At 59.1% G+C, this 20021-nt stretch carries 20 protein-coding genes; 18 read left to right on the top strand and 2 right to left on the bottom strand.

Annotated features, from left to right (window positions below; genetic code table 11):
* Nucleotides 1-101 precede the first annotated feature (101 nt).
* Nucleotides 102-341 (bottom strand): hypothetical protein, encoded by a 240-nt coding sequence (locus tag ACO6TG_RS08220; RefSeq protein WP_422377726.1) that lies wholly within the window; start codon nt 339-341, stop codon nt 102-104.
* On the opposite strand from ACO6TG_RS08220, the gene ACO6TG_RS08215 reads away from it, so the two are divergent.
* From ACO6TG_RS08215 to ACO6TG_RS08165, 11 genes are all read left to right on the top strand, one after another.
* Nucleotides 321-2006 (top strand): putative bifunctional diguanylate cyclase/phosphodiesterase, encoded by a 1686-nt coding sequence (locus ACO6TG_RS08215; protein WP_422377725.1) that lies wholly within the window; start codon nt 321-323, stop codon nt 2004-2006. The genes ACO6TG_RS08220 and ACO6TG_RS08215 overlap by 21 nt on opposite strands.
* A 372-nt stretch (nt 2007-2378) precedes the next feature.
* Nucleotides 2379-2807, top strand: coding sequence for a hypothetical protein (locus ACO6TG_RS08210; RefSeq protein ID WP_422377724.1), 429 nt, complete (start codon nt 2379-2381; stop codon nt 2805-2807).
* 2 nt (nt 2808-2809) lie between these two features.
* A complete protein-coding gene (locus ACO6TG_RS08205; protein WP_422377723.1) occupies nt 2810-4648 on the top strand; it encodes an ABC transporter ATP-binding protein in 1839 nt (612 codons plus the stop codon).
* 307 nt (nt 4649-4955) lie between these two features.
* Nucleotides 4956-5516, top strand: a complete 561-nt coding sequence (petA, locus tag ACO6TG_RS08200; protein ID WP_094071966.1) for a ubiquinol-cytochrome c reductase iron-sulfur subunit — start codon at nt 4956-4958, stop codon at nt 5514-5516.
* A 26-nt stretch (nt 5517-5542) separates the two neighbouring features.
* Nucleotides 5543-6808, top strand: coding sequence for a cytochrome b (locus ACO6TG_RS08195; RefSeq protein ID WP_422377722.1), 1266 nt, complete (start codon nt 5543-5545; stop codon nt 6806-6808).
* 30 nt (nt 6809-6838) lie between these two features.
* The gene (locus ACO6TG_RS08190) at nt 6839-7678 is read left to right on the top strand and encodes a cytochrome c1 (RefSeq protein WP_422377721.1); all 840 of its coding nucleotides are present in this window, start codon (nt 6839-6841) and stop codon (nt 7676-7678) included.
* Between the two features lie 71 nt (nt 7679-7749).
* Nucleotides 7750-8241 (top strand): GlcG/HbpS family heme-binding protein, encoded by a 492-nt coding sequence (locus ACO6TG_RS08185; protein ID WP_422377720.1) that lies wholly within the window; start codon nt 7750-7752, stop codon nt 8239-8241.
* A 58-nt stretch (nt 8242-8299) separates the two neighbouring features.
* Entirely contained in the window at nt 8300-9178 is an 879-nt protein-coding gene (locus ACO6TG_RS08180; protein WP_422377719.1) for an S-methyl-5'-thioadenosine phosphorylase, read from the top strand.
* 100 nt (nt 9179-9278) lie between these two features.
* Complete coding sequence (locus ACO6TG_RS08175; protein ID WP_094071961.1) at nt 9279-9827, top strand: adenine phosphoribosyltransferase; 549 nt, start codon at nt 9279-9281, stop codon at nt 9825-9827.
* A gap of 6 nt (nt 9828-9833) precedes the next feature.
* Complete coding sequence (bluB, locus tag ACO6TG_RS08170; RefSeq protein ID WP_422377718.1) at nt 9834-10496, top strand: 5,6-dimethylbenzimidazole synthase; 663 nt, start codon at nt 9834-9836, stop codon at nt 10494-10496.
* A gap of 9 nt (nt 10497-10505) precedes the next feature.
* On the top strand, nt 10506-10985 hold the full coding sequence (locus ACO6TG_RS08165) for a GNAT family N-acetyltransferase (protein WP_422377717.1): 480 nt from the start codon (nt 10506-10508) through the stop codon (nt 10983-10985).
* 80 nt (nt 10986-11065) lie between these two features.
* Here the strand turns inward: ACO6TG_RS08165 and ACO6TG_RS08160 are convergent, their stop codons facing one another.
* Nucleotides 11066-11977, bottom strand: a complete 912-nt coding sequence (locus tag ACO6TG_RS08160; RefSeq protein WP_422377716.1) for an agmatinase — start codon at nt 11975-11977, stop codon at nt 11066-11068.
* A gap of 234 nt (nt 11978-12211) precedes the next feature.
* On the opposite strand from ACO6TG_RS08160, the gene ACO6TG_RS08155 reads away from it, so the two are divergent.
* The 7 genes from ACO6TG_RS08155 (at nt 12212) to ACO6TG_RS08125 (ending at nt 20019) form a co-directional block, all read left to right on the top strand.
* Nucleotides 12212-13234 (top strand): methyltransferase, encoded by a 1023-nt coding sequence (locus tag ACO6TG_RS08155; protein WP_422377715.1) that lies wholly within the window; start codon nt 12212-12214, stop codon nt 13232-13234.
* Between the two features lie 366 nt (nt 13235-13600).
* Complete coding sequence (locus ACO6TG_RS08150; RefSeq protein ID WP_422377714.1) at nt 13601-14110, top strand: hypothetical protein; 510 nt, start codon at nt 13601-13603, stop codon at nt 14108-14110.
* Nucleotides 14111-14518: 408 nt separating this feature from the next.
* Complete coding sequence (locus ACO6TG_RS08145; protein ID WP_422377713.1) at nt 14519-15712, top strand: aminotransferase class I/II-fold pyridoxal phosphate-dependent enzyme; 1194 nt, start codon at nt 14519-14521, stop codon at nt 15710-15712.
* A 21-nt stretch (nt 15713-15733) separates the two neighbouring features.
* Nucleotides 15734-16981, top strand: coding sequence for an ABC transporter substrate-binding protein (locus tag ACO6TG_RS08140; protein WP_422377712.1), 1248 nt, complete (start codon nt 15734-15736; stop codon nt 16979-16981).
* 136 nt (nt 16982-17117) lie between these two features.
* Nucleotides 17118-17999: a carbohydrate ABC transporter permease gene (locus ACO6TG_RS08135; protein WP_422377711.1), complete on the top strand. Its 882-nt coding sequence runs from the start codon at nt 17118-17120 to the stop codon at nt 17997-17999.
* Nucleotides 17996-18913 carry a carbohydrate ABC transporter permease gene (locus tag ACO6TG_RS08130; RefSeq protein ID WP_422377710.1) on the top strand — a complete coding sequence of 306 codons (918 nt, stop codon included), beginning with the start codon at nt 17996-17998 and terminating at the stop codon, nt 18911-18913. The genes ACO6TG_RS08135 and ACO6TG_RS08130 overlap by 4 nt, the downstream gene beginning before the upstream one ends.
* A 5-nt stretch (nt 18914-18918) precedes the next feature.
* Nucleotides 18919-20019, top strand: coding sequence for an ABC transporter ATP-binding protein (locus ACO6TG_RS08125; protein WP_422377709.1), 1101 nt, complete (start codon nt 18919-18921; stop codon nt 20017-20019).
* Nucleotides 20020-20021 lie beyond the last annotated feature (2 nt).

Raw genomic sequence — 20021 nt, 5'->3', positions numbered from 1 at the left:
CTTAGATGAAAGTCCGTATTGGTGTAACTACTAATATGGAGAGATGGCGATTTATTGTTTAGAGATTGGTTCAGAATTGCGCGGATAAAATAAAGCCTGATTTAAACCTGAGCTGAAGCTGGAATATGACAGGCGACTTGGCATATTTGCCGATAGATCATGTGGTGTTCTGCCTGGGAATAGCCCTTGCGTTCCTTGCGATAGGGTTTTTTGCCGGCCGCAGGCAAGCGAGCCGGGCCGACGCCAAGAAAAACTCCAGCTTTGGGAATGATACTGCGGTCCTGAACATGGTCGTGAAACACGTCCATGAGGGCCTGATCATGCAGGACATCTATGGACATATCGAATGGTCCAACCCTGCCTACACACGGATAACAGGGTATGCGGCCGACGAAATCCGGGGCAGGCGGCCGCAGGAATTCATCCTTGCACCGGAAAACGAGTTGTCTCCCGAGACGATCGCAAGTTTCAAATATGATTTGAGCAAGGTTCAGTCCGGGGTGCACGAGCTGATCCGAAATCGCCGAAAGAACGGCGAGCTTTTCTGGAATCAACTGACCTTCGCCGTGGTGGAGGGAGAAACGGACGAGGACACCAAGATCATCCTGATCTGCCGGGATGTCACCTCTCAGGTCGAACACGTCAAGGAACTGGAAGAAGCCCGCACGCGCCTGAAGTATCAAGCCGAGCATGATGATCTGACAGGGGTCGCCAACAGGGCGAAGATGTCGGCTTATCTGCAGGAGAGGGGTTCGACCGGTGCTGGTGGAGCGGGGCAGATCGGCATCATTCATGTGGATCTCGATCACTTCAAGGACATCAATGATCACCATGGCCATAGTGCTGGCGATGCGGTGCTGTGCCAGGCGGCCAGAACACTGAAGTCGGTGCTCGAACCCGAGGGGTTCGTGGCCAGGATTGGCGGCGATGAATTCATCGCGGTTGTTCACGAGCCGACCGGTCCGGAGCAAATGGAGCATCTGGGAGCGGAGATTCTGCGGGGGCTTTCCAGGCCGATTACCGTTGACCGGCAGAAGCTGCGCGTGGCGGGCAGCGTAGGACTGGTCCTGGCTGATCCGGCCAACGCAAGTGTTTCAGAACTGATTCATCGCGCGGATATTGCGCTTTATGCGGCGAAAAAATCAGGCCGCAACTGCTTCGCCTGGTACACAGATGCGATCGGTGCCGCCCACCGGCAGCGCCGGATGGTTCTGGCGCGGTTGGATCAGGATCTGGAGACAGGTGACCTGAGCCTGTTGATGGAGCCGCAATATTGTTTAAAGCGCCAGCAAATCGTCGGCTACGAGGTCTATGCGCGCTGGCTGCATCCGACGGACGGTCTTGTCGACCCGGTAAGGTTGCTGTCACGTCAGGAAGACACTGGCCGACTTGCCCAGATAGAGCTTTTTGCGCTTCGCCGCGGCCTGGCAGAGGTAAAGCGTCTGCGCGAAGCCTCAAACGTCCCGTTTTTCCTGTCGGTCAACCTGACCGATGTCGGTCTCAAGCAACCCGGCGTCATGGACGCAATCCGGCAGATGAGCGAGGATGTCGCCATTCCGACAAGCGATATCATTGTCGAACTGGATGAAAAGATCATCCGCTTCGATGAGCCGGAAGGCCTGGTGGGCGTGATAGAGGATCTGTCCGCAACCGGTTGCCGGGTCGCTGTCGATGAGTTCGGCGGTGGACACGGAGGCGCCGGTCAGCTGATCCGTCTGGACGCGGATATGCTCAAGATCTGTCCTGAGCTGGTGGCTGGCATGGAAGAGCAGGACAATATGCGGCAGCTGGTTCAGTCTGTAATCCGCCTTGCGGGAAACCTGGGGCTTGAGGCTTGTGCGACTGGCGTCAATCGATCCGAGCAACTCGACATTCTGAAGGAATTCGGGTGCCAGAGGATCCAGGGGGAGGTTGTCTCTCCTCCCATGTCACCGCGCGAGGCGGAGCTGCACATGCGGGCTTTCGACCTGAAGCTCGATGCGGATCAGGACAAGCGCGTTCAATAGCGTGTTCATTGGCTGTGGCGGTTGGGCAACAGGTTTCGACCTCATGCAGCGAAATGACGCAATTGCCCTTCCCAAGCCACTCAAAAGCAGTTACCACCACAATCGTCAGCTGCAGACGGCTGATTTTTTATCCCAAGCAGCCGCCCGGCTGCGCAACCAGGAGGGCTACATGATAGATCGTTGCATGATCCACCCGTTTGTCGCCCTTGCGGGTTGCCCGAGGATCTCTGCCCGCCTCCGCTAGGAGGCAGCGAGCCTTCTTTCAAAATCCAAGATTTGCGGTGACCGGCTGAAGCCGTGCCTGCTGGCTGCAGTCGTTTTGCGCCTGTCTGCCGTCACCATCCAAAACGATCCCTTTTCGGAGACGATCCGATGTCAGTCCATTATTCACCGGACCTGTCTGCGCTCGCAGACCGCCCGGATTTCGACGTATCCCTGCCGGAAGAACCGGAACCAGGACGTTTTCAGCGCATGCGCCGGCTGTTTGCCGCTGCTGCTGTGTTTCTGGGGGCGACATTCGCAACCGCCGTTGTGTTTTTCATTCCGGTCTTTATCTACAACCTGAGCCGGATCGAAGCGCTTGAAGTTGCCGGACGCCTGATGCCTGCCTCAGTTTTTGCGGACCAGCTCGGTGCGCTGTTCTGGGGCACGTTCATCCTGGCCCTGGCATTCACAAGCTTCGTGGTGAGCCTCCTGATGTTGGCGTCAAACCGCACGCTTCGCCCCGTCGCTCGCTCCTTTGATCAGGAGAATGCCTTGACCCACCTTGCCGTGTTACGGTTGAGCGGGTCGGAGAGATGACCATGTTTGAACGTTTCGAAAAACTCGTAGATCCGTTTGAAAATACCGAACTTGATGTGCCGCCAAAAGGCTTCTGGGCCTTTTGCTGGTACTACACCAAGCCGGTCTGGCCAATCCTGGCCGGCGTGTCCGTTCTTGGTGCAATCATTGCCGTTCTGGAAGTAATGATCTTCACGTTTCTGGGGGAGCTGGTGACCTGGCTCAGCACGGAAGACGCGGAAACATTCTTCCAGGACAACTGGCGACAGCTCCTCTGGATGGGCCTTGTCGTTCTGGTGCTGCTGCCCGCCTTTGCAGCCTTCTGGGAAATGCTGTTTCACCAGGGGCTGATGGGCACTTATCCCATGTCGGTGCGCTGGCGTGTGCACCGATACCTGCTGCGGCAAAGCATATCCTTCTATCAGAATGATTTTGCCGGGCGGATTGCCAACAAGCTGATGCAGACGGCCCTGGCGGTCCGGGAGGTCGTCACGCGGATTGCGGACATCCTGGTCTATGTGGCCGTCTATTTCGTGGCTGCCCTGTTCGTGGTCGCGGAAGCCAGTCTCTACTTCCTGATCCCGTTTGTCGCCTGGCTCGGCTGTTACCTGATCACGATGCGGATCTTCATTCCGCGACTGAAGAACGTGTCCAGGGACCAGGCGGATGCCCGCTCGCTGATGACCGGCCATGTCGTCGACGCCTATACCAACATTTCCACCGTGAAGCTGTTTTCGCATGCCGAGCGGGAGGAAGAGTATGCCAAGACCTCGATGACATCGTTCCTGAAGACCGTATTTCTGCAAATGCGGTTGGTGTCGGGCATGAACATCACCCTGACGACACTCAACATGATGTTGCTGTTTGCAGTCGGTGGCATGTCCATCGGTCTGTGGCAGGCCGGCAAGGTGACGACGGGCGAAATCGCGGTTGCCGTTGCGCTTGTCCTGAGGTTTCAGGGCATGTCGCAATGGATCCTGTGGGAAGTGTCCGGTCTGTTCGAGAACATCGGCACCGTTCAGGATGGCATCAACACGATCTCGCGGGAGCGGGATGTCACGGACGCGCCGGACGCTGTGGCCCTGGAGGTCCCGAAGGGAGAGATCCAGTTTGAGGGCATCGGCTTTCACTATGGCAAACAGACCGGCGTGATCGAGAAGCTCGACCTGGCGATCAAGCCAGGCGAGAAGATCGGTCTGATCGGTCGCTCCGGAGCCGGCAAGTCGACGCTGATCAACCTGCTTCTGAGGTTCTACGACCTGGAAAGCGGGCGGATCGTGATCGACGGTCAGGACATTTCCGGGGTGCGCCAGGATGATATCCGGGCCAATGTCGGTGTGGTGACGCAGGATACCTCGTTGCTGCACCGCTCGATCCTCGAAAACGTTGCCTATGGCAAGCCGGATGTCAGCCGCGCGGACGTGGAGGCGGCCATTGAAAAGGCCCATGCTGCGGACTTCGTGAAGGACCTGACCGATCTGAACGGTCGCACCGGGCTGGATGCCCATGTCGGTGAGCGTGGTGTCAAACTGTCCGGTGGTCAGCGCCAGCGTATCGCGATTGCGCGTGTTCTCCTGAAGGATGCCCCCATCCTTGTCCTCGACGAGGCGACGTCGGCGCTCGATTCAGAGGTCGAGCTGGCGATCCAGGAGAGCCTGTTCGAACTGATGAAGGGCAAGACGGTGATTGCCATTGCACACCGCCTGTCGACCATCGCGGCCATGGACCGGCTGATTGTCATGGATCAGGGTCGAATCATCGAAGAGGGCTCCCATCAGGAGCTTCTGGACCGGAATGGCCTCTATGCACAGCTGTGGCAGCACCAGTCCGGCGGCTTTTTGTCCTCTGTTCAGGCAGCCTAAAAGCGTTAGAAAACCAGCGGGGCCGGGATTCATTTGAATTCCGGTCTTGCGCTTGTTTGCAAAAAAAGGGCAGAAAAGCGGCGCGGTGGTGGATTTGCCTGCGACATATGCGTTTCGACACGTTTGTTGAACTGGACAAGCGTATCGAAGGGTGCAAAAAGACAAGCCGCTTGGCCAGTGCAGAGTTTCACTGTACTTGGCCCCCGAAAAGCCCGGCATGGTTCCGCTCTCTTCTTGGGCAAGAAGGGAATTCGGACCTGTTGCGGGCTTTCGGTACAGGTAGAACAGGTTTCGAGAGGACGCGACCTTGGCACATACGGATCAGGCGGAACCGACCCGCCGCGATTTCCTCTACATTGCGACCGGCGCCATGGGCGCTGTGGGCGCCGGCGCGCTGGCATGGCCCTTTATCGACCAGATGAACCCGGACGCCTCCGCATTGGCGCTGGCCTCCATCGAGGTTGACGTGTCCGCCGTGGAAGAGGGGCAATCAATTACAGTACAGTGGCGTGGAAAGCCGGTATTCATCCGCAACCGCACCGAGACGGAAGTGGAAGAGGCCAAGGCCGTGCCGGTCGGCGATCTGCCGGACCAGCTGGCACGAAACGCCAACCTTCCGGCCGATGCTGCAGCAACGGATGTGAACCGCGGCGTCGAGGGCAAGGAAAACTGGCTGGTTCAGGTCGGTATCTGTACCCACCTTGGCTGTGTGCCGATTGGCGACGCCGGCGAGTTCGGCGGCTGGTTCTGCCCCTGCCACGGCTCCCACTACGACACCGCCGGCCGTATCCGTAAAGGACCGGCTCCCGAGAATTTGCTCATTCCGCCGCTCGAGTTCGTCAGCGACTCGACCGTCAAGATCGGCTAACGGCAAGCATTTTTTAGGAGGCAGCCATGGCTGGACACTCAAACTATGTACCGCAGAGCGCTGCGGCAAAGTGGCTGGAAAGCCGCCTGCCGGTCATTTCGCTCGTTCGCGGTTCCTTCGTGGATTTCCCGACGCCGAAAAACCTGAACTACTGGTGGACATTCGGCGGCATTCTCTTTTTCGTGCTGATCGCACAGATCCTGACCGGGATCGTGCTGGTCATGCACTACACGCCGAACACGGAAATGGCGTTCAGCAGCGTTGAGCACATCATGCGCGATGTGAACTTCGGCTGGCTGCTGCGCTATCTGCACTCCAACGGTGCATCGATGTTCTTCATCGCCGTCTACATCCATATCTTCCGTGGTCTCTATTACGGTTCCTACAAGGCGCCGCGCGAGATCTCCTGGATCCTGGGTGTGATCATCTTCCTGATCATGATGGGCACCGCCTTCATGGGCTACGTTCTGCCCTGGGGTCAGATGTCCTTCTGGGGCGCAACGGTTATCACCAACCTGTTCTCCGCCATCCCGCTGGTCGGCGAGACCATCGTGACATGGCTGTGGGGCGGTTTCGCGGTCGACAACCCGACGCTCAACCGGTTCTTCTCCCTGCACTACCTGCTGCCGTTCATGATCTTCGGCGTGGTTCTGCTGCATGTGTGGGCGTTCCACACCACGGGCAACAACAACCCGACGGGCGTGCAGCCGAAGACCAAGCAGGACACCGTTCCATTCCACCCGTATTACACGGTCAAGGATCTGTTCGCGATCATCGTCTTCATGGTGCTCTTCTCCTGGTTCGCCTTCTACCTGCCGAACTATCTGGGCCATGCCGACAACTACATCGAGGCCAATCCGCTGGTGACCCCGGCACACATCGTGCCTGAATGGTACTTCCTGCCGTTCTACGCGATCCTGCGTGCGGTTCCGGACAAGCTTGGCGGCGTTGTGCTGATGTTCGGTGCGATCGCGGTCCTGTTCATCCTGCCCTGGCTGGACACGTCCAAGGTTCGCTCCGGCGCCTACCGTCCGCTGTTCAAGCAGTTCTTCTGGATCTTCGCAGCCGTCTGCGTGGCCCTTGGCTACCTTGGCGCCATGCCGGCAGAAGGCATCTACGTGACCCTGTCGCGGATCTTCACTGCCTACTACTTCGCCCACTTCCTGATCATCCTGCCGATGCTCGGTTTCCTTGAGAAGCCGAAACCTCTGCCGGCCTCGATCTCCGAAGCGGTTCTGAAGGGTGGTTCAGGTACACCGGCTGGTGCGGCTGCCGCACCGGACACGAAGTAACGCGAACCGGATCAGGAGTTAATTGAGACAATGAGCACCATGATCAATATGGTTCGTTCCCTCGCGGCGGTGGCAGCTCTTGCCATCGCAACACCGGCCATGGCAGCTGGCGCCAAGGTTGAAATCGACTACCAGCAGTGGTCGTTTTCCGGCCCGTTCGGTTTCTATGACCGTGGCCAGCTGCAGCGCGGCTTCAAGGTCTATCGCGAGAACTGTTCGGCCTGTCACGGCCTGAAATTCGTTGCCTTCCGCAATCTCGCGGAAGACGGCGGTCCCGGTTTTACCGAGGATCAGGCCAAGGCGATTGCAGCGGAGTATACCGTTGTCGATGGCCCGGATGATTTCGGCGACATGTATGACCGTCCGGCCATTCTGGCCGACCGCTTCCCGTCTCCGTTCCCGAACGAGCAGGCAGCGCGTGCAGCCAACAACGGCGCCTACCCGCCGGATTTCTCGCTGCTGGCGAAAGCCCGTGCCGCTCAGCGCGGTTTCCCGGGCTTCGTGTTCGACATCTTCACTCAGTACCAGGAAAACGGCCCGGACTACATCTACTCGCTGCTGACGGGTTATGTGGATGCGCCGGAAGGGCTCGAGGTTCCGGAAGGCCAGTACTACAACCACTCCTTCCTGGCCGGCCAGTTCATCTCCATGGCTCCGCCGCTTTATGACGAGGCTGTTGAATACACCGACGGCACGCCGATGACGGTGGACCAGTATGCCAAGGACGTTGCCGCGTTCATGATGTGGGCTGCAGAGCCGCATCTGGAAGAGCGCAAGAAGATCGGCTTCCGGGTCATGATCTTCCTGATCGTCTTCGCCGGCCTGCTGTACTTCACGAAGAAGAAACTCTGGCGCAACGTTGAGCATTGATTGCTCGCGGTGACAGTGCATGATGAAAGCCGCCGGTTTTTCCGGCGGCTTTTTCTTTTTTGAGGTGACGCATGCGTCGAGCATTCATTGTCTTGTTGTTTGTTTTGCTTCCCGCACCGGCCAGTTCCCAGTCCGCTGCAACGCATACGGTCGAGGTGCTGGATCTTCAGCTCGCGATGCGCGCTGCCCTGCGGGCCGTGGAGGTCTGTAATGAAGCCGGATTTCAGGCGGGAGCTGCGGTGGTCGACCGCTTCGGTGTCGAGCAGGTGACCTTGCGCAACAATATGGGCGGTGCACAGGTGACCGAGGCCGCCCGCTCCAAGGCCCGGACCGCGGCGTCTTTCAACATGCCGACCCAGGAGCTGGAACAGCAGGTCGCGGCGGGCAGCGCCGGCGATCTGAGTGCCATGCCGGGCGTGGTGCCGCTCGGTGGCGGCCTGCCCATCGTGACGGCTTCCGGAACGCTGCTTGGCGGGATCGGGGTTGCCGGAGGTGGCGGCAGTGAAAATGAGGCCAAATGCGCGCAGGCCGGCCTTGACGCCATCGCCGATCAGTTGAAATAAACCTTGCTGGCATCCGGTGCGACGAAGCACCGGTTTTCTGATTTGATTGGGAGCGGTTATGGCAGACGCAGTATTGGGCATTATCGGCGGATCCGGCATCTATGACCTTCCCGGTCTGGAAGACGCGGAGTGGATCTCGGTCGAAAGCCCCTGGGGAACGCCTTCCGATCAGGTGCGTATCGGATCGATCAACGGGTTGAAAATCGTGTTCCTGCCGCGCCACGGCCGGGGGCATGTCTATTCTCCGACGACGATCAACTACCGCGCCAACATCGATGTGATGAAGCGCTGCGGCGTCACCGATCTGCTGTCCGTTTCGGCTTGCGGTTCGCTCAAGGAAGAACATGCTCCCGGTACCTTCGTGCTGGTTGATCAGTTCATTGACCGTACGATCGCCCGCGAGAAGAGTTTCTTCGGAACCGGCTGTGTTGCGCATGTCTCCATGGCGACGCCCGTCAGTCCCAAGCTGGTGGATGCGGTGGCGTCGGCAGCGGAGGCGGAAAGCCTTGCCTATTCGAAAGGTGGCACCTACCTGGCGATGGAAGGTCCGCAGTTTTCTTCGCTGGCCGAAAGTCATCTCTACCGGTCCTGGGGATGCGACGTCATCGGCATGACCAATATGCCGGAGGCCAAGCTCGCCCGTGAAGCGGAGATCTGCTACGCGACCGTTGCCATGGTGACCGACTATGACAGCTGGCATCCCGATCACGGCGAAGTCGACATTCAGGCGATCATCAAGGTCCTGCACGACAATGCGGAGAATGCGCAGCGCCTCGTGGCCCGGGTGGCGCGGGATCTGCCGAAAGAGCACCAGTCCTGTCCGGCGGGCTCCGACACGGCGCTGGAGTTTGCCTTCATGACCGCACCGGACAAACGCGATCCGGCACTGGTTGCAAAACTCGACGCAGTGGCCGGGCGTGTGCTGAACCGGGACTAACCCATTTGTCCATCTGAATTGGCTTCGACCACCGGCGGAAACTTGGTATAACCACCGGCCGGGGGCTTCGGCCGGAACGCTTTTAAAAGAAAGACATGTGATGACCGAACAGACGATCCAGGATGAATTGATCAGCGCCATCCGCACGATCAAGGACTATCCCAAAGAGGGCATCCTGTTCCGGGACATCACGACGCTTCTGGGCAATGCACGCGCGTTTCGCCGGGCCGTCGATGCGCTTGTTCAGCCCTGGGCCGGCTCCAAGGTCGAGCAGGTCGCGGGCATCGAGGCGCGTGGTTTCATTCTTGGCGGCGCGGTGGCGCACCAGCTGTCGGCCGGGTTCGTGCCGATCCGCAAAAAGGGCAAGCTGCCGCACGAAACCGTGCGCATCGCCTATTCGCTGGAATATGGCCTGGACGAGATGGAAATGCACAAGGATGCCATCCGTCCGGGCGACCATGTCATCCTGGTGGACGACCTGATCGCGACCGGCGGCACCGCTGAAGCTGCCTGCAAGCTGCTTCGCTCGATGGGCGCGAATATCGAGGCCGCCTGTTTCATCGTCGACCTGCCGGACCTGGGCGGCCGAAAGAAGCTGGAAGCCCTCAACGTGCCGGTGCGCACGCTGGTGGAATTTCCGGGTCACTGAGCCGCCATGTCGGGAGGACAAGCGGGCGACGGCGCCAAACCGGACTTTTCCAAACGGTTTCGCACTGATTTCGAGACCCTTTTGAAGTGGCGGCGGGATGTGCGCCGGTTCAGACAGGATCCGTTGCCGGAAGGAACACTGCACCATCTGCTGGAGCTGGCCGATCTTGCGCCGTCCGTTGGCAACAGCCAGCCCTGGCGGATTGCGATCGTCGACAGCGCGCAGAAACGGGGCGAGATCATCGCAACGTTCGAAGCTGAAAATGAAGCAGCTGCCCAAAGCTACGACAACGACAAGGCACAGCTCTATCGGCAACTCAAGCTCGCGGGCCTCAAGGAAGCACCGGTGCATCTGGCGGTTTTCAGTGACGAGGATCCGGAGCAGGGGCACGGGCTCGGCCGCATGACCATGCCGGAGACGCTGGCCTATTCCACGGTCAGCATGATCCACACATTCTGGCTGGCGGCCAGGGCGGAAGGGGTGGGGGTCGGCTGGGTGTCGATCCTCGACCCTGAAAAGGTCTCGGAAATCCTGCAGGTTGACGAAAGCTGGCGGCTCGTGGCTTATCTATGCGTCGGATTTCCGGAAGAAGAGCATATCGATCCGGAACTGGAACGGGCACGCTGGCAGGCGCGGACACCGCTGTCGTCACGTATACTTCACCGCTGAGGGCAGGTCATGAGCATCGTCACACGCCGGATCACCGAGGACGACAAGGACGCCGTCTACCAGCTTCTGGCCGAGCGCTGGGCAGGACCTGAAATGCTGCTTGACGGCGAAATCGTCGATGCGTCATCGCTGCCGGGTTTCGTTGCCTATGCCGGTGATGAACTTGTGGGTCTGGTCACCTTGATCAAACGTGAGCAGGAATGGGAAATCCTGACGCTCGATTCACTCAATCGCTGGCATGGTACCGGAACGCTGCTTCTCAATGCAGTTGTCGACGACGCGAAAGCCAGCGGCATTGACCGGCTGACCGTGCGCACCTCCAATGACAACCTGGATGCCTTCCGCTTCTATCAGCGCCGCGGCTTCCGCCTGGAGCGGATCGCCCAGGGGGTGATCGATGCCGAGCGCGAAAAGAAGCCGGAAATTCCGCTGCGCGGCGACTACGGTATCGAGATCCGCGACGAAGTCCTGTTTGCACGCAGTCTTTGAGGCCGAAAGATCCCGTCGCCAGGTGGTGGCAAACACAAATCGCCGGACAGCTCATATGTGTTTGCGATGGCACCCGGGTTTCAGGTTTGCCGTACAATCGTGCCAAGGGCATTGACCACGATCCGTGACGCGGTGAGTGCGGTCATGTTGTCGATGTCCGCGGGTGGATAATACTCCACCAGGTCAAAACCTGCGATCCTCGCCCGTCTGCCCAGCCCCTGTATCAAATCGATCACATGCGTGTAGGACAGTCCGCCCGGCGTGCGTGCCGCCACACCCGGCATGATCGACGGGTCCAGACCATCGCAGTCCAGCGTCACCACGCAGCGCGTGCCCTCCGGAATGTGCTGGAGCGCTGCATGCGGCCCCCGCTCGTGAATTTCACGGGCGGTCACGAAGCGGCTGCCGAATTGCCGCGCCGCTGCCACTTCCTCGTTGCCGGCACTGCCGACGGCCCGGAGCCCCACCTGCACCATGCCCGCAACATGCGGCATCTCGCTGATGCGACGCATGGGACTGGAATAGCCGTAAGGTTCGCCGCCGACCTCGATCCGCCAATCCAGATGTGCGTCGATTTGCATGACCCATAGGGGACCATGATCGGCGAATCCGGCCAGAAACGGGATCGGAATGCTGTCGTCACCGCCGATGAGGACAGGAACAGCCGGTCGCTTCAGCACCTCTCGGATCATGTGTTCGATCCGTGCGCGGTTCCCGGCGGCGTCATCAATGGAGCTTGGCACGTTGCCCGCGTCGATGCAGCACACGGGGTTGCCGTTGAACAAAGGACCGCCCAGGTCGAAATCCCAACGGTCGACAAGCCCGGCGTCTTCCTGGCTGGCGCGCCTGATGGCGTCGGCTGCAAGCGCATGGCCGCTGCTGTCCTGGCCGGGATATGTCGTGCCATGGCCGGCCCCGAAAAGAACTGCTTTGGCTGGTCGGTCTCCAGGCAAATGATGCGGGAGACCGAGAAAACGGGGTGTGATGTGCATCGGTCATCCCTTCAAAACTGGACCAGATCTGGCGCTGTGGCGGTCGAACCTTGCGAAGGTGAATTGCAGGTCTGAAATCTTCAAGCGAATTCGGTCAGGCAGCTGCCGGCTGCCGTTATCGGTGCAATTTGCATTGCGCTGCACAATAGTTATAATTGACCATTCTCAAGAATTTTTCCCTGTCCGGGAGAGCTCTGTACATTTTTAACTCAGAATTTCTGAGGAGGATCAATTATGGCCGAAGCGAAGTCACTGGAAACGGCTGAAGAAATTTCTGATATTGCCTTTGGTTTTATGGGGTCAAAGGCACTTTTTTCTGCACTTCATGTCGATTTGTTTTCTGTTCTTTCCGAGAAAAGCTTGTCTCCTGCAGATGTGGCCAAGAAAAGCGATCTCGACCCGGACCGGGCGACCACGCTGCTGACAGCGCTCACCAGTCTGGGGCTTGTGCGCAAGGAAGGCGATGCTTTCACGAATTCCCCGGCTGCCGAGGCCTTTCTGGTCAAGGGGCGCAAATATGACTTCGGCGACTATCTGCGCTTCCAGATCGACAAGCAGATGTACCCGTTTCTGACACAACTCAATGAAGCGCTGACCGATACGCTCGAGGAGGACCAGGTGGCCTCTTACGAAGACTGGTTCAGCGATCCGGAAGAGGCGCGACTTTACTCAAGATCCCAGCATGCCGGTTCGCTGGGGCCGGGGCGGGGACTTGCCAAGCTGGTCGACCTGTCGGCCGCCGAAACGCTACTCGATGTTGGTGGCGGCACCGGTGCGTTCTCGATCTCGTTGTGCAAGGCTTATCCGCGTTTGCGCTCAACCATTTTGGACTTCCCGAATGTTGCGAAGGTCGGTGAGGAGTTCATAGCCGAGGAAGAGCTGGAAAGCCGGATCGCCTACCGGCCCGGCAACGCTCTGAAGGATCCCTGGCCGGAACATGCGGATGCGGTGTTGATGTCCTATCTCTTTTCCGGTGTGCCGGGGACATCCATCCCGCGGCTGGTACGCAAGGCCTTTGAAGTTCTCACCCCCGGCGGAGATTTCATGGTGCATGACTTCATGGTGGACGAGGCGCGCGACGGTCCGAAACTGGCCGCCCTCTGGCAGCTCCAGCACACGGCATTCAATCCCGAGGCCCGCTCCATCACCAGCTCCTATGTCGCCGGACTGATGGAAGCAGCCGGGTTCAAGAACATTGCGATCGAGCCGATGATCCCGGGCATGACCATGCTTGTACATGGCCACAAGCCGGAATGACTGGTGTCAAGTGGTGCCTGATCCTGTGGAGGGAAGGCACTGCACTTCCCTGAAGGCATTGGCCTTGAGGGCTGGCAGGGGGCCTGCGGCCGACTACACCGGGTCTCATTTGTTGGGCTTTCAGCAGGTTGTGGTTCGAAATTTTCTCGGTTTTTAGTTGTTCTTAAGTCCGCTGATGTAGGTGTTTGACAGGAACCGGTGCGCGGGCCTCGCTGCGGAAACGTAGGGTCTTTCCCGGGCGCACTGGAAGCAGGATGCGGTCAAGCGTGATCGTCTGCCGAACAGTCAACAGTGTCGGATCGCAAGATGCCTTTTCAGCGGAACCAACGACCGAGCTCCTTTGGTCAGACAGCTAACGAGCTCGACATGCAGATCGAGCAAGCAAGGCAGTGGCGGCTGGTGGAGGAACGCTTTCCGGCCGAGAGCGGATTAAGGATCGCCGTTTCGCTGGCCTTTCGATCTGTGGTGTTGTGCGCCGGTCTCGCCTCAGCCTATGCGCTGGCCTTTCACGCCTTGCCGACCTCTTTTCCCTATCCGTTTTATGTTGCGCTGGCAGGCGTTTTTGCTGCCAACATCGTCGCAATCAATTTCTCCAGAGAAGCCAACATGATCAATCCGTTCTGGAGCGATCATGTCTACTGGGCCTGCACCGTCGGGCTGCTGGTGCTGTTTGTTGCCTTGCCGGCGCAGCATCGCCTTTATGATCCGCTGCTGTTCATCTGCCTGGCATTGATGCTCTCATTGCCGTTACCGGGGTATCTCTTAAGCGCGTTGACCCTTCAAAAGACAGCGACAGTGCGCCAGCTTCAGCGGTACCTTGCCAGCCTTCCTGCATCTGACCGTGGCAGGGTGGCGGAGATCCTGCTACGGCGGTAAGCGTCCTACTACATTGACAGAACGGTGCTGTTGAGAGTGGCGGTTCACCAGCCGCCCCCTGTTTTGGCGCCTGTTTCACGGTTGATGCAGCTCCAGTCCGGTTGCAAATCCTTCCAGCTGCTCCGCTGAGACCAGCGTCAGGAGCCGATTCACAGTCGTCTTTCTCTTGCCTGCCAAAGCGGCATTGCCGTTTTTGCTCCGCGTTTGTCTGACCGACCAGGTGACGTCGAAGCGTATTTTCAGAAAAAAGCGACCCCGAAAAAGCCCGGAAAACCGGGACCCTTCGGACATAGCGACGAAGCACGTCTCATTTCCCGCTTGACAATCCGTGGGCAAAACATGTTTTTGGTAAGACATCAGACGTCTGATGTCTTGTGAATTGAATTGTTGATGGAGCGGGCACACCTCATGCGGCATACCTCTGGTCTGGATCTGGTGCTGACACAGGACGAGACGGCAGCTGCCTTCAGCGCGGCGGTGCCGCCGATTTTTCAGACCTCGACCTTCCTGTTTCAGACCTATGAGGCGCTTGAGGACTGTTACAGCGGTGCCAGTTCCGCAGACCTCTATTCCCGAACCGGCAATCCCACGGTACGGCTGCTGGAAGACAAGCTGGCCAGGCTGGAAGGCGGCGGCAAGGCCATCGCGTTTTCAAGCGGAATGGCGGCGATCTCCAGCGCGGTGCTCGGGCTGCTCAAGGCTGGTGACCGGATTGTCAGCATCCGAAATGCCTATTCAGATGCGTATCGCCTGTTCGAAGTGCTGCTGCCGCGCTTTGGTATCGAAACGGACTATGTCGATGCGTCGGACCTGGAGGCTCTTCAGGACCACCTTGAGGGCGCAGCGCTGCTCTTCCTGGAAAACCCGTCGAGCTTCGTTTTCGAGACTTTGAACCTTCGCAAGGTTGCGGCGCTGGCCAGGGCGAAGAACGTCATCACCCTGACCGACAACAGCTTCGCGTCGCCCGTGCTGCAGCGACCGATCGAGGCAGGCATCGATCTGGTCGTGCATTCCGCTTCAAAATATCTTTCAGGACATAGTGACGTCGTTGCCGGATGCGTCATCGGTCATCCCACTTACATCGACCGCATCCGCGCAACGGCGGTGCCGCTGCTTGGCGCCAAACTGTCAGCCATGGAAGCCTCCCTGATCCTGCGCGGGCTGCGCACCCTGGCGCTGCGTGTCGACGCGCACACGCAGACCGCGGACTGGATCGTCGAGCGGCTGAAAGACGATCCGCGCATTGCCAGAATTCACCGTCCCGGGCATGCCGAACCGCTGCCCGAAACCTTGAGCGGCGCGGGCGGTCTCTTCACCCTGACGTTTCAGGAGGGGGTCGATATCCGGGCATTCTGCAATGCCCTCAGGATTTTCCGCCTTGGCGTCAGTTGGGGCGGGTTTGAAAGCCTGGTGCTGCCGGCTGCCATTGCCAACCGGCAGGATTCGGGTCCGAACGCCTTGAACGCATTCCAAATTTCGAAAAATTCGGTCCGGTTCTTTGCCGGGCTCGAAGGTGCATCCGCGCTTCTGGAGGACATCACCGCAGCTCTTGATGCCGCCTGGCATCAAGAGGCGGTGAAGGAGAGTGCGCTGGGTGGGTAACTGATGACACTGGAGGAGAACATGAAACTGATCAAAACCCTGCTGGCAGGTGTTGCTGTCGCGGCGGTCGCCATGCCGGCCCTAGCCGACACCAAGAAGGCGGAAGTGCTGCACTGGTGGACCTCTGCGGGCGAAGCTGCGGCCATCAAGCAATTTGCCGAGGCCTATAATGCAGCCGGCGGCGAATGGATCGATTCCGGTGTCGGTGGCACCGACATGGCGAAGTCGATGCTGACCAACCGGCTGATGGGCGGAAACCCGCCGCAGGTTGGCCAGTTCAACACATCGCGGGAGTTCGAGGAGCTCATCGACGCGGGCGTGCTGAACAATATCGATGTCGAAGCGGAGGCCGGCAACTGGGGCGAGCTTTTCCCGCCCATCATCGACAATCTGGTCAAGCGCAATGGCCATTATTATGCGCTGCCGGTCAATATCCACGGCTCCAACTGGCTCTGGTACAACATCGATCTCCTGGAACAGGCAGGTGTGGAGCCGCCCAGCGACTGGGACAGCTTCTTTGCCGCGGCCGAGAAACTCCAGGAAGCCGGTATCGTACCGCTCGCACTGGGTGGCCAGGCCTGGCAGGAGCGTCTGACTTTCAACGCGGTTCTTCTGACGATCGGCGGCCAGGATCTCTATCTGCGCCTGTTCCAGGATCGGGATCTGTCTGCGCTTGAATCTGACGAGATGAAGCAGGTGGTGTCGACCTATACGCGGCTGCGCGATCTGGTGCGGGCAACCGATAGCGGTTCGCCGGGGCGGTCCTGGAATGACGCCACCAATATGGTCATTTCCGGCAAGGCCGCCATGCAGATCATGGGCGACTGGGCCAAGGGCGAATTCATTGCGGCCGAGAAGGAAATCGGCAAGGACTATGGCTGTGTCCCGGCCGTCCTGCCCGGCTCGACCTACATGATCTCCGGCGATGTCTTCGTGTTCCCGAAGACCGGCAGTGATGCGGACCGCGAGGCCCAATCACTGATGGCGACCACCATGCTCGATCCGAAGGTCCAGGTGGCGTTCAACAACGTCAAGGGGTCCGTTCCCGTACGGCCGGATGTGGATGCCTCGCAGATGGATGCCTGCGGCCAGCAGGCGATCAAGCTGACCAGCGATGCGAAGGTCCATGTCGGTTCGACCAGCATGTATATCTCGCCGGATCTCGCCGGAGCGCTTCAGGACATCTACACCGAGTACTGGAACTCCGAGGGCATGAGCGAAGAGGATGTTCTGTCCTTGATGAACTCGGCCTTCAAATCCATCGACTGACGCGATAGCGGCGCCGTCCTCCCGCGGCGCCTGCGCCCCCGGACACAGCCAGGACACTTTAGGGCATTCGTCCGGGGGCAGCGCTTTCAGGCTTCTAACTGCCTGGAACCCATGAGACTCCAATCGGGAAACCAACATGTTACGCTTGAGTTCGTCACAGCTGACGGCAAGGCTCGTGATTACGCCCTTTGTTATTGTCGCGGTGACCATCTTCGTAATCTGCGTCCTGTGGTCGGTGCAGCTTTCCTTCACCGGTTCAAAACTGCTGCCAAGCCACGATTATGTTGGCCTGCGCCAGTATGAACGCCTGTTTGCAACGACCCGGTGGCTCGTCTCGCTGCAGAACATGGTTACATTCGGCATCTTTTTTGTCGGCGGCTCCCTGGTCTTCGGCTTTCTGCTGGCGGTGTTCATCGACCAGAAGGTGCGCGCGGAATCCGTTTTCCGGACGATCTTCCTGTGTCCGCATGCCTTGTCGTTCGTGGTCACGGGCCTCGCCTGGCAATGGCTGCTCAACCCGTCGCTCGGCATTCAAAAAAGCGTACGGGAGCTTGGCTGGGAGGGGTTCACGTTCGACTGGCTGGTCGACCAGCAGATGGCGATCTACACGATCGTGATCGCGGCCATCTGGCAGGCGTCCGGGCTGGTGATGGCCTTGATGCTGGCGGGCCTGAGATCAGTCGAACCGGAAATCTGGAAGGCCGCCAGGGTCGACGGCATCAGACCCTGGCGGGTCTATCTGCACGTGATTGTGCCTATCCTTGGGCCCGTGATTTTCACCAGCGTGGTTCTGCTGTCGCTGTCCGTGATCAAGGGCTACGACATTGTGGTGGCGATGACGAATGGCGGACCGGGCATTGCAACGGAAGTGCCCGCGAAGTTCGTGCTCGACCATATCCTGCGGCGCGCCAATATCGGCCTCGCCATGGCGGGCGCAACCGTCATGCTGATCACCGTGATCGCGGCTCTCGCACCCTGGCTCTACGCCCAGAACATGCGCAAGAGGAGGGCGTCATGAATCAGATCCCAGCCAAATCCTTCGGAACGCGCGTTGATACCGGGCCACAGGGCAAACCGCCGCGCAAACTCACGCCAAGCCGGATCGGGATCTATCTGTTTCTCGTCATGGCCGCGGCGTTCTTTCTGTTGCCGCTTTATGTCGTGGTGCTGACCTCGCTGAAGACGATGCCGGAAATCCGCCTGGGCAACATTCTGGAATGGCCCGAAATCTGGACTTTTGAAGCCTGGATCATTGCCTGGGACAGCGCCTGCACCGGGCTCACCTGCGAGGGTATCAAGGTCGGATTCTGGAACTCGGTGAAAATCCTGATCCCGAGCCTCTTCGTGTCGATCATGGCCGGTGCGATCTGCGGCTATGTGCTCAGCTACTGGAAGTTCAAAGGCTCGGAACTGTTCTTTTTCATCGTGCTGTTCGGTGCCTTCGTGCCCTACCAGGTGATGATCTATCCGATCATCCGGATCTTTTCGGTGACAGGTCTTTACGGCAGCCTTGCCGGGATCGTCCTGATCCACACGATCTTCGGCCTGCCGATCATGACACTGATCTTCCGCAACTTTTACAGCTCGCTTCCAAAGGAGATCTTCAATGCCGCGCGCGTCGACGGCGGCGGCTTCTTCGCGATCTTCTTTCATGTGCTGTTGCCGATGTCGACGCCGATGCTGATCGTTGCCGTCATTCTACAGGTGACCGGTATCTGGAATGACTATCTGCTCGGCCTGATCTTCGGCGGGCGCGACAACATTCCGATGACCGTGCAGCTTAACAACATCGTCAATTCGGCGCGCGGCGATGTTGCCTACAACGTCAACATGGCCGCCACGCTGCTGACGGCCCTGGTGCCGCTGGCCGTCTATTTCTTCTCCGGACGCTGGTTCGTGCGCGGTATCGCAGCCGGCGCCGTCAAGGGGTGATCAATATGCTCGACAGAAACGCACATGTACGCGCGAAGGATCTGAGTGTCAGCTTTGGTGCAGTCGATGTTCTCAAGGGATTGAATCTCGACATTCACAGAGGTGAATTCCTCGTTTTGCTGGGATCATCCGGCTGCGGGAAATCGACGCTTCTCAACACGATTGCGGGCCTGCAGGACGCCAGCGGCGGCCAGATCCTGATCGACGGCCGCAATGTGACCTGGGAGGAGCCGAAGGACCGGGGACTGGCCATGGTGTTCCAGTCCTATGCGCTTTATCCAAAAATGACCGTGCGCGGAAATCTCTCTTTCGCCCTGAAAATGAACGGTACACCCAAGCGGGACATCGCCGACCAGGTAGACGAGGCGGCACGGATCCTCCAGATCAGCCATCTTCTGGATCGCCGTCCCAGCGAGCTTTCCGGCGGGCAGCGCCAGCGTGTCGCCATCGGACGAGCGCTGGTGCGCCATGTCGATGTTTTCCTGTTCGACGAGCCGCTGTCCAATCTGGATGCTAAGCTGCGCGCCGAATTGCGCGTGGAATTGAAACGCCTGCACCAGGAGCTCGGCGCGACCATGATCTATGTCACCCATGACCAGGTTGAAGCCCTGACGCTGGCAGACAGGATCGCGGCCATTAAAGACGGCGTGATCCAGCAGTTGGCGCCACCGGAAGAGATCTACAACGAGCCTGCCAACAAGTTCGTCGCCCAGTTTATCGGTCTGCCAAGCATGAATTTCTTCAGGGGTGCGATTGCCGATCAGAACGGTGCACCGGCCTTCTGGTCCGATGAGCTGACGATAGATCTCTCCGGCTACGAAACTGCGTCTGCCATGACTGCCGGGCGCGAGGTGGATCTTGGCGTCCGGCCCGAACACATCACGCTTTGCACGGGCGCATCCAGCGGCCGGCCGGCGGTCTCCGGCAAAGTGGACCTGGTGGAAATGCTCGGATCCGAACAGATTGTCTGGGTCGTTTCCAAATCCTCACGCTTCTGCATGCGGATCCCGCCGGACGAGAAGGTTCGCGCCGGGGACATGGTCGAGGCCTGCTTCAACACTGGCAGACTCAATCTGTTCGACTTAAAGTCCGGGCTGCGCCTATGACG

This window comes from Roseibium sp. (genome assembly GCF_965233565.1).
Classification (GTDB): domain Bacteria; phylum Pseudomonadota; class Alphaproteobacteria; order Rhizobiales; family Stappiaceae; genus Roseibium.
This window is presented reverse-complemented; position numbering and strand designations above follow the sequence as displayed.